Consider the following 14,217-nt stretch of genomic DNA (forward strand, 5'->3'; position numbering starts at 1 on the left):
TGTGCTGTGCCACCATGAGGCCATGCGAGTCGACCATGTCTCCTACGCCGCCGAGCAGGACGGCCTTCGGGCCACCGCCGACCGGCTGGCCGAGAAGCTCGGTGTGCGTGCGGTCAACGGGGGAGTCCACCCCAGTTTCGGCACCCGCAACATCATCCTGCCGATGGCCCACGAACGGTACATCGAGGTCGTCGAGGTGCTCGATCACCCGGCCTCCGACAAGGCGCCCTTCGGGCAGGCCGTGCGCGCGGCCACGGAATGCGGGGGCGGCTGGATGGGATGGGTCGTCCGCGTCGACGACCTGCAGCCCGTCGCCGAACGCCTCGGCCGCGAGCCCGTCCCGGGTTACCGCCGCTTCCCCGACGGGCGTGAGCTGCGTTGGCGGCAGATCGGCGTCAACGGGCTCATCAACGACCCGCAGCTGCCGTTCTTCATCCGCTTCGAGAACCCGGAGCTGCACCCGTCCGGCGCCGTCGCCGAGGTGCCGCAGGTGAACATCTCAGGTCTCACGATCGCCGGTGACCCCGACCGCGTCCGCGAGTGGCTCGGGCTCGCCGCCGACGAGACGTCGACCGTCATCGACTTCACGTTCATCGCCCCGCACGGCACGGCCGGGCTCATGTCGGTCACGTTCGACACGGCCGTGGGCACGGTCACGATCTGACCCACACCCCATCAGGACGACGGGCCCCGGCGCCAGGTGCCGGGGCCCGTCGTCGTCTCCCCTCGTCGTGGGCGTCCGGGCGTCAGGGGGTCTCGTCGCTCCGTGCGTAACTGCGGGGGCGGACGCCGTTGATCGTGACGAGGACGGGCAGCGCGGCGCCGAGGAGAGCGGCGGCCTCCGGGCGGAGGAACCCCGTGACGGCGGCGGCGAGGGCGAGGCCCTGGACGGCGATCGCGAGGACGATCGTCTGCGTGGATACGCGGACCGCCTTGCGGGCGAGGCCCACCGCCCGCAGGACGCCGGTGAGGTCGCCCTTCTCGGTACGGAGCAGACGCCGGTCGGGCTCGACGCCGACGCCGGTCGCGAGGTCGTCCGTGGCCGTGGGTAGCCCCGCGGTCGCCCGGAACACCGGGGCGAACTCGACGCCGGAGGCCGCGGCGGCCCGCCCGGGCGTCGACGTTCCCACGTCGGCAGTCTCCCCGGGGACGAGGCCCGCGTCGTGCAGCACGGGTGAGTCGAGGAGGAGCACCGGGCCGGTCTCGGCGTACTCCTCGACGACGTCGGTGGGCACCCCGCCGGTGAGGTCGCGACGATCGCGGGCCGGGATCTCGAGGGCCTCGCCGACGTGCCGCAGGGCGACGGCGTCGTGGCCGACGAGGACGGGACGGAGGTGGGAGGAGCCCATCTCGGAGCGGTCGGTGAGGGCCTCGGACCGGATCTGCGGGACGAGGTCGAGCGCGGCGCGGGCCGTGTCGCCCCATCCGACGTAGAGCTGGTGGCCGGTGAGCTCCGCGGGCATGCGGCCGAACGCCTCGGCGGGACCGACGGTGACGACGGTGTCCTTGAGGCGCGCGCGCCGGGTGGGCGCGAGGCCGGGCCGCGACGCGTGGTCGACGGTGTCGGCACCGTACGCGGGCACATCGTGCGTGGGACGCAGGACGAGCCCCCGCTCCCGGGCGGCACGGACGAGTGCGCGGTGGACGGGTTCGTCGCTGCCCGCGGCGACGGAGGCGGCGGCCTGGAGTGCCGCCGTGACCTGGAGCCTCCCGGCGGGGTGGACCCCGACGAGCCGTGGATACGGGCCGCAGACGGCCTCCGGGCCGAGGACGACGGACCGCACCCCGGAGAGCCGTCGGATGTCGACACCGCCGTAGACGAGCCCCAGCTCGCGGCCACGGTCGCGTGCGGCACGGTCGGGGATCTCGCGGGCGAGGAGGAACGCCGCGGGGGAGACGGTGAGGAGGGCGGAGAGCGCGCGCGCGAGGCCGTCGTGGAGGGGGAGCACCCCACCGAGACCGAGGACGGCGGACGCTGCCGCGACCCCCGCCGCGACGGGGAAGCTCCACAGTGCGAGTCGCTCGGCCCACCGGCGCGGGTCGTTCCCGGCTTCGGCGGGGAGCGGCGCGACGGGGCCGCCGGCGCCGGGCAGGGCTCTCAGGAGCCCTCGCCCGATCCGGCACGCGAGGAGGTGGGCGGCGACGGCGAGACCGGTCGCGGAGAGCAGCGCCGCCTGACCCGAGAGTGCGAACGCCGCAGCGCCCCCGACGAGGCCGAGCAGGCAGGCGAGGGCGAGCAGGAGAGTCCCCCCCTGCGGCGACGTCGCACCGCCCTGGGGGCGGAGCGCCCGACGGAACGTCGGGAGGAGGCCGGTGAGGACGGCGAACAGCGGCAGTGCGACGGCGAGCCCGAACCGCCACGGCATGGGTAGGAGGTCGCCGCCGGGGGTGGCGAGGACGGGGGTCGTCACCCCGGCGAGGACCGCCGACCACCACCGCCACTGCGGCATCGTGTCGTCGACGCCCCCGCCCACGGCCATCGCCCCCGAGTCGGCCATCAGCACTGCGCTCCTTCGGATGTCGCCTTCGGGATCACTCAGAGGTGGCGGCGCACGAGCTCGGGTGCGAGCCCGACGTACGTCTGCGGGGTGAGGTCGAGCAACCGCTGCTCGACCTCCTCGGGCAGGCCGAGGCCGCGGACGAACTCGCGGAGGTCGTCGCCGGTGATGCGCCGCCCGCGCGTGAGCTCCTTGAGTCGCTCGTAGGGGTTCTCCATGCCGGGCACGCCCTGCGCGCCGAGCGCCCGCATCGCCGACTGGATGGGCTCGCCGAGCACCTCCCAGTTGGCGTCGAGGTCGGCGGCCATCGCCTCGGGCGCCGCGTCGAGGCCCGCGAGGCCGCGCTGGACGTTGTCGAGGGCGAGGAGGGAGTGACCGAACGCGGTGCCGATGTTGCGCTGCATCGAGGAGTCGGTGAGGTCGCGCTGCATGCGGGACTGGACGAGGGTGCCCGCGAGCACGTCGAACAGGGCGTTGCCCACCTCGAGGTTGGCCTCGGCGTTCTCGAACCGGATGGGGTTGACCTTGTGCGGCATCGTGCTCGAACCGACCGTGCCCTGGCCGCGCACCTGCGCGAAGTAGCCGAGGGAGATGTAGGTCCACATGTCGGTGCAGAGGTTGTGGAGGATGCGGTTGAACCGTGCGACGTCGGAGTAGAGCTCGGCCTGCCAGTCGTGGCTCTCGATCTGCGTGGTGAGGGGGTTCCACACCAGGCCGAGACGGTCGGTGACGAACGAGTTCGAGATCGCGGGCCAGTCGGCGCCCGGCACGGCGGCGACGTGCGCGCCGTAGGTGCCGGTGGCGCCGTTGATCTTGCCGAGGTAGTCGGTCGTGGAGATGCGACGCACCTGCCGACGGAGGCGGTGGGCGAGGACCGCGATCTCCTTACCCATCGTCGACGGCGTGGCCGCCTGCCCGTGGGTGCGGGAGAGCAGCGGGACGTCGGCGAGCTCCTGGGCCATGCCCGTGAGCTGCTCGAGGAGGTCCTCCGCCTTGGGCAGCCACACCGTCTCGACCGCGCCCTTGACCATGAGGGCGTAGCAGAGGTTGTTGATGTCCTCGCTCGTGCAGCAGAAGTGGACGAGCTCCGACAGCTGCGCGGAGTCCTCGCCCAGGATCGTGCTCATGCGGCGCTTGAGGTAGTACTCGACCGCCTTGACGTCGTGGACCGTCTCGCGCTCGATCTCGGCGAGCTCGGCGATGTCGTCGGCGCCGAAGTCGGCGACGATCGCGCGCAGGCGGGCGATCTCGGCCTCGGTGAGCTGCCGCACCCCCGGCACGACCTGACGGTCGGTGAGGTGGATGAGCCACTCGATCTCGACGTGGACGCGGGCCCGGTTGAGGGCCGCCTCACTGAGGTGGTCGACGAGCGGCGCGACGGCCTTGCGGTAGCGGCCGTCGAGGGCGCCGAGGGCGATCGGAGGGGTGATGTCCGCGAGCGAGGTCATGCCCGGCATTCTGTCACCCGGCACCGACAACTCGTGGCGCCCCACGGGTGCTGCCCCGGCCGTACCCACCGGGCCGTCCGGACGGGCCGCCGCAGCAGGCGCGGACGGGCGCGGGACAGGCCGTGGATCGGGACGTCAGGCCCGGCGACGCCGTTCGAGATCGTCGGTGACGAACGCGACGATCCCGTCCGCGGCGGCCTCGACCTCCTGCAGGCACCGGTCGAATCCGGCGTCGTCGCCGTAGTAAGGGTCGTCGAGGTCGAGCGTGCCCGCCTCCACCGCCACGGGATCGAAGCTGCGGAGGAGGCGCACGTGCGCCGTGTCGTCCCCGGCGGCGAGACGCCGCACGTCACGCAGGTGGCCGCAGTCCGCGACGAGGACGAGGTCGCGTTCGGAGACCCACGTGTCGTCGAACTGCTGCGCCCGGTGGGCCGAGCCGTCGTACCCGCCGGTGCGCAGCGCACGGACGGTGCGTGGGTCGGCGCCGTTGCCGACGTGCCAGCCGCCCGTGCCGGCCGAGTCGACGACGACCTTGCCGGTGAGACCGGCCTCCTCGAAGCGGCGACGCAGGACGATCTCGCCCATCGGGGAACGACAGATGTTGCCCGAGCAGACGATGCACACGCGGTAGGGGTCGTTCACGACTCCTCCCCGCCGCGATCGTCCTCGGCGCCCGCGCCCTCGTGGGTCAACGAGCCGTCGCGACGACGCCGGATGCGGGGGATCGGGCCCGTGAGGTGGTTGCCCGGCGTGCCCCACGGTGCGACGACCGCCGGCCACGACGTCGACACCGGCTCCTCGATGACGGACCCCTCGACGACGGACCCCTCGACGATCGGCCCCTCGACGGGCGCCGTGTGGCCCTCGTGCGGCACCGCGGCGGGCTGCATCGACGGATCCTCCGTCTCTTCGGGGCGTGGTGTGGGTGACGGGGTGGACGAGTCGGCGGACATGGCACCTCCAAGCAGAATGCGTGCGCCCACTGTGCCACAGGCGCCGCATCCCGCCGGGGCGAAACTCGGGTGAGGGCCGCAGAACCGACCGTGGTCGGCGCGGTGGGGACGCCCCCCGACGTCCACCGGGCTCTCGTCGGCGACGGCCGGGAGGCCGAGACGCGTCGTCCTCGGCCTCCCGTCCTCGCCGTCGTCGCCCGCTGCCCCGAGAGTGGGGCGATCCGGTCGACGGATGTCGGGGCGCGAACTCTCAGACGACGTCGGCGAACTCGACGCCGGGGGCGCGGACGTCGATCTCCGCCCACGGCATCTCGGCGCTCTCGACGAACGCCTCGACGAGCTCGGCGACCGTCTCGGGGTGGCGGGTGCGGACGTTCGCGGCGACGACGACCTGGTCGACGACGATCCGCCCCTCGTGCGCCGATCCGGCGGCGAATCCGACGAGGAGGCCGTCCTCGCTCATCGTCACGAGCCGGAACCCGGGGCGCTCGACGCAGGACGTGAGCCAGCGGGAGTCACCCGACGCGGGGCGGGGCTCCGCGGCGGGCACGCGGGCGTCGACGAGCTCGAGGTGGGTGAGCTGATCGGCGACGTGGAGCGCGGTGTGCGCGGGGTAGAGCACGAACCGCACACCGTGGCGGGTGGAGGGAAGGGACAGGGTGTTCATGGAGATGACCTCCCGGTGATGAGGCCCCGTGGGGATGCCGAGGACGCCACCGCGGAGGGAACACCCACCGACGGGGTGTCCTCGCCTTCCCTCGAGGCGTGGGACACGGGCGCACCGTGCGGCGCACGATGCACTGGCAGGTCTTCGGACTCGTGGGCGCTCAGGACGGGCAGCCCTGCCGTGGCGCGAGGCCACGGGTCCTTCACCGGCGCTTCCCAGGTGGTCGTCCCAGTGCGTATGCCGATGTCGTTCCCACTCACCGCTGCGGGGCAGTCCCGGATTCGCACCGGATTCCCTCTCACCCCTCCCGGAGACGGGAGGACCAGCACGTCCACCGTAGCCGAGCCCGCAGGCACACGACAGGAGGCGTGGGGGCGCGGCGCCGCGCACGACGCGTTCGCCCCGGTCACGCCGTGGAGTCGCGCCGATGCGCCTACGGTGGGGAGGTGACCGACTACCTCTCGACGCCCGGACTCCGCACCCGCGACCATGAGATCGAGGTGCCGCTCGTCCACGGGGACGACTCCCGCGGCACGATCACCGTCTACGCCCGGGAGATCGCGGCGCCCGACGGTCTCGACCGCCCGTTCCTCGTCTACCTGCAGGGTGGGCCGGGCCACGAGGCGTTCCGCCCCGCCGGGCCGTCGACACCGCCGTGGCTGGAGCGGGCGCTCGGCGAGTACCGCGTCCTCATGCTCGACCAGCGCGGCACCGGGCGGTCGACGCCGTTCGACGAGCGCGCCCTCACGACCGACGGACGCCCCGGCGGGACACCCCGATCTGCGGCGGAGGTCGCCGAGTACCTCACCCACCTGCGGGCCGACGCGATCGTCGAGGACGCCGAGCTGCTCCGCGCCCACCTCGGCGTCGAGCGGTGGAGCCTGCTCGGGCAGAGCTTCGGCGGGTTCACGGCCCTGCGGTACCTCTCGACGCACCGCGACCACCTCGACGCGGCGTACTTCACCGGCGGCCTGCCCCCGGTCGGGCGGGGCATCGACGACGTCTACGCCCGCACCTACGACCAGCTGCGACGTAAGAGCGAGGCGTTCTACGCCCGCCGCCCCGGCACCCGTGACCGCATGCGGCAGGCCCTCGAGGCGTGCGCCGCGGGCGAGGTCGTCCTCCCGGGCGGTGACGTCGTGAGCCCGCGTCGTCTGCGCTCCCTCGGGATGCTGCTCGGCGGGTCCGGCGGGCACGACACCCTCGCCCACCTCCTCGAGTTCGACGTCACCTCCGCGGCGTTCCGCCACGACCTCGCGACCCTGCTGCCGTTCGACGGGCGCAACCCGCTCTACGCCGTCGTCCACGAGTCCTCCTACTCCGACGGCGGACGTTCCGCGTGGGCCGCGGACCGTCTCCTCCCCGAGGACTTCGTCGCCGACGAGACGCTCCTCACCGGCGAGCACGTCTCCCGCGCGTTCTTCGAGGAGAACTCCGAACTCGCCCCGTACGCCGAGGTCGCGGACCTCGTCGCCGAGGTCGAGTGGCCGCGGCTCTACGACGCCGACGTGCTCCGCTCCGTCGACGTGCCCTGTGCCGCCGCGATCTACGCCGACGACGCGTACGTCTTCCGCGCTTACTCCGAGGAGACCGCCGCACTCATCCCGACGATGCGCCCGTGGATCACGAACGAGTACGAGCACAACGGCCTCCGCGCCGGTGGCGGTGCCGTCCTCGACCGGCTCATCCGTCTCGCGCACGACCGGTGAGCGGCGCCGGGACGGGTTCCTACGACGAGGGGGTGACCCCCGACGACCCCGCCGCCCTGTCCGAGGCGATCCGTGGGGTCGTGTGGGACGTGACGCGGCGGTTGCGGCAGGAGTCCGAGGACGTCACCGACGTCCCTCTCGCCCAGCAGGCGGTGCTCCGGCGCCTCGACACGACACCGGGGCTCACGAGCGCCGAACTCGCGCGGGCGGAGTTCGTGCGACCCCAGTCGATGAACGCGACGGTGACGGCGATGCGGCGGCAGGGACTCGTCGAGTCGCGCGTCGCGCAGGAGGACGCCCGACGGCGGGAGCTGCACCTCACGGCCGAGGGGCTCTCGCTCCTCGAACAGATCCGCACGACGCGCGCCGACTGGGTGCAGGTGCGCCTCGAGACCGCCTTCTCGAGGGTGGAGCGTTCGGCGCTCGCCGAGGCGGTGGCCCTGCTCGGGCGGCTCGTCGGCGACGAGGAAGCCATCAGGGGAACTCATCAGTTAGACTGATGGTCGGCCGGTCGTCGCCCGGCCGTGCAGCGCGTCCCCGTCAGGCCCCCGAGTGCCGGCCTGCACCGCGCCGCACCCGCTCCTGCGAAAGGCCCCCATGCATCGCGCTGCCCCCGAACCCGTCCCCATGCGGACCGTGATCTCCCACGTCGTGCCGCCCATCCTCATGGGCCTCGTCATGACGCTCGCCTACCTCGGGGGCTTCCACAAGCCCGAACCGCACGGTGTCCCCGTCGCCGTCGTCGGCAGCGCCGCCACGGCCGGGCCGGTCGCCGCGCAGATCCGGAGCGCGACGGGCGACATGCTCGACGTCGTCACGGTGCCGTCGGTCGACGCGGCGAAGGAGCAGCTCACCACCCTCCACATCTCCGGGGCGTACGTGCCGTCGAAGACTCACCCGACGCTGCTCGCCGCCACCGCCGAGGCGCCGTCCAACGCGCAGCTCGTCAAGGACGTGTTCACCGAGGTCGCCGCGAAGCAGGACAAGCCCCTCACGGTGACGGACGTCGTGCCGCTCACCACTCAGGACCCCCTCGGGCAGAACGCGTTCTTCTACCTCGTCACGCTCTCCGTCGCCTCCTACGCGACGGCCATCGCCATCGGCGCGGCCGGCTCCACCCGTCGGTTCCGCGAGCGGCTCGGGCTGCTCGTCGGCGCGGCGTTCGTCATCTCCACGGCCGAACTCGCGTTCGCGACGGTGCTGTTCGACATGTTCGGCGGGCACGGCGGGCCGGTGTGGGCCGTGTCGTTCCTCTACTCGCTCATCGTCCTCGGTATCGGCGTGGGCCTCCACACCGTCGTCGGCCGGTTCAGCACGTTGCTGTTCTCGGCAATGTTCGTCGCCCTGAACTTCACGTCCTCCGGCGGCGTCCTCGCCGCGGAGATGCAGCCCGGGTTCTTCGGCTGGCTCAACGCCTTCTGGATCGGCGGCGGGTTCCTCGACGTGATGCGCCACCTCGTCTACTTCCCGCACGCGTCGGTGACGCACGGCGTGTGGGTGCTCACCGGCTGGTTCCTCTTCGGGTGTGCCTGCCTCGCGCTCTCCCACCACATCCACTGGCGGCGTGAGCTCGCCGAGGCGACCGCCGACGACCACCAGCGCCTCCGCGAGACCCTCCGCCGCCTCGGCCAGGACGGCCTCACCCGCGAGCAGGCCCTCGAGCTCGAACTCCAGGAGGACGTCGCGGTCTGACCCACGCCATCACGACCACGGCCGGAGGCGGGGCGTCCCACGGGGTGCCTCACCTCCGGCCGTTCGCCGTCGTCGAGCGCTGCTGCGCCGCCGGGGACCGTGAGCTGCGTCGCCGGGACCGCGTGGACGCCCCGACGAGCGACCAGATCGCCGACGCCCTGGCCGCGGCACGCCGGTGATCGTCCTCGACGCGTCCGCCAGGGTGGAGGCCCTCGTGGGGGCCGAGCCGCCCCGCCGGGTTGGTCTCCCCCGTGACGATGACGAACCGCCGCGCGCCGCGCTCGGACGCCCAGCGGGCGGCACACCCGATGAGATGCCCGGCGAGCACCTGACGCCGATGCGCCTCGACGGTCCCCACCGACTGATGACGGGCGTCCTCGCCGAGGACCACGATCCCCAGGTCGGACACCAGGTCGGACACCAGGTCGGACACCAGGTCGGACACCAGGTCGTCCCCCGCGAAGGCCCCGAAGAACGCCGCGCGGCCGTCGGCGACGAGCGCGCGCCGCGCCGCGATCTGCGTCCGGAGGAAGCGGTCGTGTTCGCGTGGGTAGAAGCGGCCGTCGGCGAGGTTCTCCTGCTCGCCGATCCTGCGCACCTGCTGCCAGTCGTCGTCGGTCGTCAGCTCCCGGGCCGTGGACCCCGCCGCGAGCGCGACGTCCCGAGCGAGGCGTCCGTGGTGAGGCCGTCCTCGACGTCCACCTCGAGATCGAACTCGGCGACGTCGATGCGGGGTGGGCGCGGCAACCCGATGGCGACGTGTCGCGCGTCCGGGTGCGCGCGGCGGAACACCTCCACCCAGCGTCCGACGTCGTCGGGGTCACCGGTCGTGACGACGACGTGGTTGCCCCAGTGGAAGTCGGGGTCGTGTGGGACCGGACCGCGAGGTGGTCGCCCCCGTCCTCGACGACACCTCCCTGAAGCCGCAGGACGCCCAGATCCGCCCGGCACCCGTCGGATCCGTCCGCGGTGACCCGCCGGGCGAACCGGACGCCGGGCCGGAACTTTCTTCGGCCTCGGACAGGTCCGCGCCCGACCGACTGTCCCACCGTCGGACCGGGCGGCGGGTCAGCCCGGCTGGGCGTCGAGGCCGGCGCCCGGCCCGGTCCCGGGTCCCGCGTCGGGGCCGCCTGCGGGGGACAGCGTGACGACGCGGGTCGCGTCGTCGAGGCCTTCGGGGCGGTGGGTGACGAGGACGACGGCGCGGTCGGTCGAGGCGCGGGTGAGGTCGTCGAGGACGGCGACCGCGGTGGGGTGGTCGAGGTGCGCCACGGGCTCGTCGAGGAGCAGGACGGGGCGGCGGGACAGGAGCGCGCGGGCGATGCCGAGGCGGGCCCTCTCCCCACCGGAGACACCGCGCCCGCCGGTGCCGAGACGCTCGTCGAGGCCGTCCGGGAACGACGCGACGAGCGGACCCAGACCGGCGAGCCGCAGGGCCTCGTGGATCTCCTCGTCGTCCGCGTCGGGGCGGGCGAGGCGCAGGTTCTCCCGCAGCGTGGAGGCGAAGACGTGAACCTCGTCGTCGACGATCGCGAGGTGGGTGCGCACGTCGGCGGGGGTCTGCGCGAGGGCGTCGAGGTCGCCGAGACGGTAGGTGCCGCCCGTCGGGTCGAGGTGCCGCGCGAGGGTCGCGAGGAGGGTCGACTTGCCCGAACCGTTCGGGCCGACGACCGCGACGACCTCCCCGGGGGCGACGTCGAGATCGGCACCGGTGAGAGCCGGGCGGCGTCCGTCCCAGCTCGCCTCGAGCGCGCGTGCCTCGACATGGGGGCGCGGACCGGGGGTGGGGGCGTCCTCGCTCGGGGATTCCTCCGAGCGGGCGGCGGCGGGCTCCTGGTCGAGCAGGCGCCGCAGACGCGCCGCGGCACCCTGGGCGCGGGCGAGCGACCCGACCGCGTCGGGGATCGCCCCGATGACCTCGCCGAGCGCGATGGGCGTGAGGACGAGGAGCGCCGCGAGCGGGGTCCGGAACCCCGCCTGCACCCACGGTTCGACGAGGAACGCCATCCACACGGCGTGGCCGGCGGCGACGAGCGGCATGAGCCCCACACCGAGTGCGCGTCCCCACGACTGCGCCCGGACGGCGCGGGCGAGGCGTCGTTGGGCATCGCCGAGCCAGGCGGCCGCCTCGGCGTGGGCACCGATCGCGGCGAGTTCGGCGCCGTCGCGGGTCACCGTCGCGGCGACGTCGCCGACGCGGGCGCGGGCCGCGACGACCTCGTCCTGGGTGCGGTGCTCGATCCACCAGTCGACGGCACCGACGAGGAGCGTCGCGACGATCGTCGACACGACGACCGGCACGGCGGGTACGAGGAACAACGCGTCGATGAGCACCGCGGCGAGGCCCGTGATCGCGAGGGCGACGAGCGGCACGACGACCCTGACCTGCGCGTACGCGACGTCGTCGAGGTCGTCGACGACCCCGGCGAGGAGGTCGCCACGCCCTCGTGCGCCGAGGCGGGCCGGGGTGAGGGGGATGAGGCGGTCGTAGACGCGTCCGCGGTCCTCGGCGAGGGCGGCGAGGGCGGCGTCGTGCGACTTCACCCGTTCGACGTACCGCAGCACCGGGCGGGCGATGCCGAACGCGCGCACCGCGACGATGACCGCGAGGAGGGTGAGGATCTGTGGCCGGAACGACGCCGCCGTGATGAGCCACCCCGACGTCGCCGTGAGCGCGACACCCGAGGTGAGGGCGAGACCGCCGATGCCCGCGGCGGGCACGATGCCGGGCACGAGACAACGCGGGCGCCACGGGCGGGCGGCCGTGCTGGTGGCCGTGCTGGGAGTGGGCGTCATCGGGGTTCCCCGATCGTCGCGGGGGTGAGGTCGAGGCGGACGTCGGCGAGGTCGAGGAGGTGGGGGCGGTGGGCGACGGCCACGACGGTGCGCTCGTCCGCGAGGTCGCGGATCACGGCGCCGACGCGCACTTCGGTGTCGGGGTCGAGGTGGGCGGTCGGTTCGTCGAGGAGGACGAGCGGGGCATCCGAGAGCAGCGCCCGCGCGAGGGCGAACCGGGCCCGTTGACCTGCGGAGAGGCCGAACCCGTCGTCGCCGAGCGGGGTGTCGAGACCGTCGGGGAGGCGCGCGAGGAGGTCGCCGAGGTCGACCCGGTCGAGCACGCCATGGAGGTCGGTGTCGCTCGGATCGCCCGCCGCGCCGAGGCGGAGGTTGTCGCGCATCGACGCGGGCGCGAGGAACGGGCGTTGCGTGACGAGGTGCGCCCGCGGCGCGGTGACCGCGCCGCCCGTGGGGGTGCGCAGCCCGGCGAGGAGTTCGAGGAGGGTCGTCTTGCCGACCCCCGACGGTCCGGTGAGCATCGTGAGCCCCGGGCCGAGGTTGGCGGTGACGCCGTGGAGGACGTCGGGGAGGTCGGCGTCGTAGCGGAACGACACGTCGCGCAGCCTCACCGTCGCGGGGTCCTGGTCCGGTGCGTGGCCGGGGACGTCACCGGCGGCGAACCGCGTGTCGTGCGTCGTCGAGTCACGCGCCGTCGTGTCGCCCGCCGTCGTGGGCCGGTCGAGGACGGCGCAGATCTCGTCGAGGGCGGCGGCGCCGTCGGCGGCGTTGTGGAACTCGGCGCCGACGCGGCGGATCGGCCAGTACGCCTCGGGGGCGAGGAGGATGAGCGCGAGGGCGATCTCGAGTTCCATGTGCCCCTCGGCGAGGGCGACGCCGGTGACGACGGCGACGATCGCGACGGAGATCGTCGCGAGGAACTCGAGGGCGGCGGAGCTGAGGAACGCGATGCGGAGGGTCTCGACGGTGGCGCGGCGGTGGTCGTCGCTCACGGCGCGGATCGTCGCGGACTGCCGGTGCGCCCGCGAGTAGCCGACCAGGGTGGGCAGGCCCTTCATCACGTCGAGGAAGTGGACGGCGAGCTGCGAGAGGGCGGCCCAGCGGCGGTCGGTGGCCTCGCGGGTGGCATGCCCGATGAGCGCGGCGAACAGCGGCAGCAGCGGCAGGGTGAGGACGGGGATGAGCGCGGTGCGCCAGTCGAGGACGGCCATCGCGACGACGGCCGCGGCGGGCAGGACGACGGAGGCGACGAACGCGGGCAGGTAGCGCGCGACGTACGGCTCGACGGCGGTCGTGCCCTGGGTGAGGAGCGTGAGGGGGGCGGTGCCGTCGCGACGGGCTTCGAGGCCGCCCGCGAGGACGTGATCGGCGAGGCGGCTGCGGAGTTCGGTCGACACGGCGACGCCGGTGCGGGCGGCGAGGACCTCGGTGGCGGCCTGGGCGGCACCCCGCACCGCGAAGGCGGCGAGCGCCCACAGCGCGGGCTCGCGCAGCGGCAGCGCCCGGACGACGGCGAAGACGAGATGGGCGACGGCGAGGGCCTGCGCGATGGCGGCGATCCCGGTGATCGTGCCCAGCGCCGCGAGCCCGGCGACGCCCGCGCGGGCACCGGGGGCGAGGTGGAGAAGTCGCTGGTCGAAGGGCTTCACGTCCTCAGTTCATCACGGGTGGGTGCCCTCTCCTCAGAGCTGTTGTGCCCCAGGGGTAGGCGCTTCGGGCGAGGTGGGGGTCGCCCGCGGATCGGCGGTCGCGGCCGAGGTGAGGTCGTGGACGACCACCGGCACCCCCGTGTCCGGGACGACGGTCCGCAGCGCCACGCGCATCCCGATCCGGCGCATGACCCGCAGCGACGCCTCGTTCTCGACGTGCGCGACGCTCACGACGCGGTCCAGGCCGCGGTCCTCGAACGCGAACGAGAGGACCGCCCGGGCCGCCTCGGTCGCGAGGCCCTGCCCCCAGCTGCGCCGTGCGAGGCGCCACCCGATCTCGACCGCGGGCAGGATCTCGGGGAGGAACCGGGGGACCGACAGGCCCGTGAAACCGAGCAGGTCACCGCTCGCGCGCTCCTCGACCGCGAAGAGGCCGAAGCCGTGCTCGTCCCACCCGCGCTCCCACCGCGCGACGTCCTCGCGGGTCTGCGCCAGGTCGCGCACGCTCCCGTCGCCGATCCACCGCATGACCTCGGGGTCGGCGTCGATCTCCGACATGGGGGCGACGTCGTCCTCGCGCCACCGACGCAGGGTCAGCCGCATGGTCTCGATCCTCATGAGGACGAGTCTGCCCGGCGCCCGGGTCACGCCCGTGGCCGAGTCCGCGTCCGCGCCGCGCCGGGGTCGTCGCCCCTGCGCTCACCGGCTGAGCAGGGACGTGACGACGAGGGTGGCGAGGGCCATCGCGGCGCGGAAGGGTGTGCGGCCTGTGCCGAGGATCGTCACGCGGTTCCGACCCCCCCGG

13 protein-coding genes and 1 riboswitch are annotated in these 14,217 nt (G+C 73.9%); of the genes, 4 read left to right on the forward strand and 9 right to left on the reverse strand.

Annotated elements, in window-relative coordinates:
* Nucleotides 1–22 precede the first annotated feature (22 nt).
* Entirely contained in the window at nucleotides 23–664 is a 642-nt protein-coding gene (locus MOPEL_RS14760) for a VOC family protein (RefSeq protein WP_009483686.1), read from the forward strand.
* Nucleotides 665–746: 82 nt separating this feature from the next.
* On the opposite strand, the gene MOPEL_RS14765 is transcribed toward MOPEL_RS14760, so the two are convergent.
* The 5 genes from MOPEL_RS14765 to MOPEL_RS16245 all read right to left on the reverse strand — a co-directional run bounded on the left by MOPEL_RS14765 (nucleotide 747) and on the right by MOPEL_RS16245 (nucleotide 5,566).
* Nucleotides 747–2,498, reverse strand: a complete 1,752-nt coding sequence (locus MOPEL_RS14765; protein ID WP_009483687.1) for an HAD family hydrolase — start codon at nucleotides 2,496–2,498, stop codon at nucleotides 747–749.
* Nucleotides 2,499–2,536: 38 nt separating this feature from the next.
* Nucleotides 2,537–3,946, reverse strand: a complete 1,410-nt coding sequence (gene purB / locus MOPEL_RS14770; RefSeq protein ID WP_009483688.1) for an adenylosuccinate lyase — start codon at nucleotides 3,944–3,946, stop codon at nucleotides 2,537–2,539.
* A 135-nt stretch (nucleotides 3,947–4,081) separates the two neighbouring features.
* The gene (locus MOPEL_RS18640; RefSeq protein ID WP_040634915.1) at nucleotides 4,082–4,588 is read right to left on the reverse strand and encodes a low molecular weight protein-tyrosine-phosphatase; all 507 of its coding nucleotides are present in this window, start codon (nucleotides 4,586–4,588) and stop codon (nucleotides 4,082–4,084) included.
* A complete protein-coding gene (locus MOPEL_RS18645) occupies nucleotides 4,585–4,899 on the reverse strand; it encodes a hypothetical protein (protein ID WP_009483690.1) in 315 nt (104 codons plus the stop codon). Before MOPEL_RS18645 ends, MOPEL_RS18640 begins: the two co-directional genes overlap by 4 nt.
* Nucleotides 4,900–5,149: 250 nt before the next feature.
* Nucleotides 5,150–5,566 carry a hypothetical protein gene (locus tag MOPEL_RS16245; protein WP_009483691.1) on the reverse strand — a complete coding sequence of 139 codons (417 nt, stop codon included), beginning with the start codon at nucleotides 5,564–5,566 and terminating at the stop codon, nucleotides 5,150–5,152.
* 118 nt (nucleotides 5,567–5,684) lie between these two features.
* Nucleotides 5,685–5,908, reverse strand: a riboswitch (cobalamin riboswitch).
* Between the two features lie 104 nt (nucleotides 5,909–6,012).
* Between MOPEL_RS16245 and MOPEL_RS14790 the strand changes: the two genes are divergently transcribed.
* The 3 genes from MOPEL_RS14790 (at nucleotide 6,013) to MOPEL_RS14800 (ending at nucleotide 8,967) form a co-directional block, all read left to right on the forward strand.
* Nucleotides 6,013–7,275 carry an alpha/beta fold hydrolase gene (locus MOPEL_RS14790; protein WP_040634918.1) on the forward strand — a complete coding sequence of 421 codons (1,263 nt, stop codon included), beginning with the start codon at nucleotides 6,013–6,015 and terminating at the stop codon, nucleotides 7,273–7,275.
* Between the two features lie 32 nt (nucleotides 7,276–7,307).
* Nucleotides 7,308–7,775, forward strand: a complete 468-nt coding sequence (locus MOPEL_RS14795) for a MarR family winged helix-turn-helix transcriptional regulator (RefSeq protein ID WP_169316333.1) — start codon at nucleotides 7,308–7,310, stop codon at nucleotides 7,773–7,775.
* Nucleotides 7,776–7,872: 97 nt separating this feature from the next.
* A complete protein-coding gene (locus MOPEL_RS14800) occupies nucleotides 7,873–8,967 on the forward strand; it encodes an ABC-2 transporter permease (protein WP_040634972.1) in 1,095 nt (364 codons plus the stop codon).
* Nucleotides 8,968–9,016: 49 nt separating this feature from the next.
* Here the strand turns inward: MOPEL_RS14800 and MOPEL_RS14805 are convergent, their stop codons facing one another.
* The 4 genes from MOPEL_RS14805 to MOPEL_RS14820 form a co-directional block, all read right to left on the reverse strand.
* Nucleotides 9,017–9,565, reverse strand: a complete 549-nt coding sequence (locus MOPEL_RS14805) for a GNAT family N-acetyltransferase (protein WP_009483696.1) — start codon at nucleotides 9,563–9,565, stop codon at nucleotides 9,017–9,019.
* A 470-nt stretch (nucleotides 9,566–10,035) separates the two neighbouring features.
* Nucleotides 10,036–11,763 (reverse strand): thiol reductant ABC exporter subunit CydC, encoded by a 1,728-nt coding sequence (cydC, locus tag MOPEL_RS14810; protein WP_009483697.1) that lies wholly within the window; start codon nucleotides 11,761–11,763, stop codon nucleotides 10,036–10,038.
* On the reverse strand, nucleotides 11,760–13,412 hold the full coding sequence (cydD, locus tag MOPEL_RS14815) for a thiol reductant ABC exporter subunit CydD (RefSeq protein ID WP_009483698.1): 1,653 nt from the start codon (nucleotides 13,410–13,412) through the stop codon (nucleotides 11,760–11,762). Before cydD ends, cydC begins: the two co-directional genes overlap by 4 nt.
* Nucleotides 13,413–13,445: 33 nt before the next feature.
* A complete protein-coding gene (locus MOPEL_RS14820) occupies nucleotides 13,446–14,030 on the reverse strand; it encodes a GNAT family N-acetyltransferase (RefSeq protein WP_141631384.1) in 585 nt (194 codons plus the stop codon).
* Nucleotides 14,031–14,217 lie beyond the last annotated feature (187 nt).

Source organism: Mobilicoccus pelagius NBRC 104925 (assembly GCF_000247995.1).
GTDB lineage: Bacteria > Actinomycetota > Actinomycetes > Actinomycetales > Dermatophilaceae > Mobilicoccus > Mobilicoccus pelagius.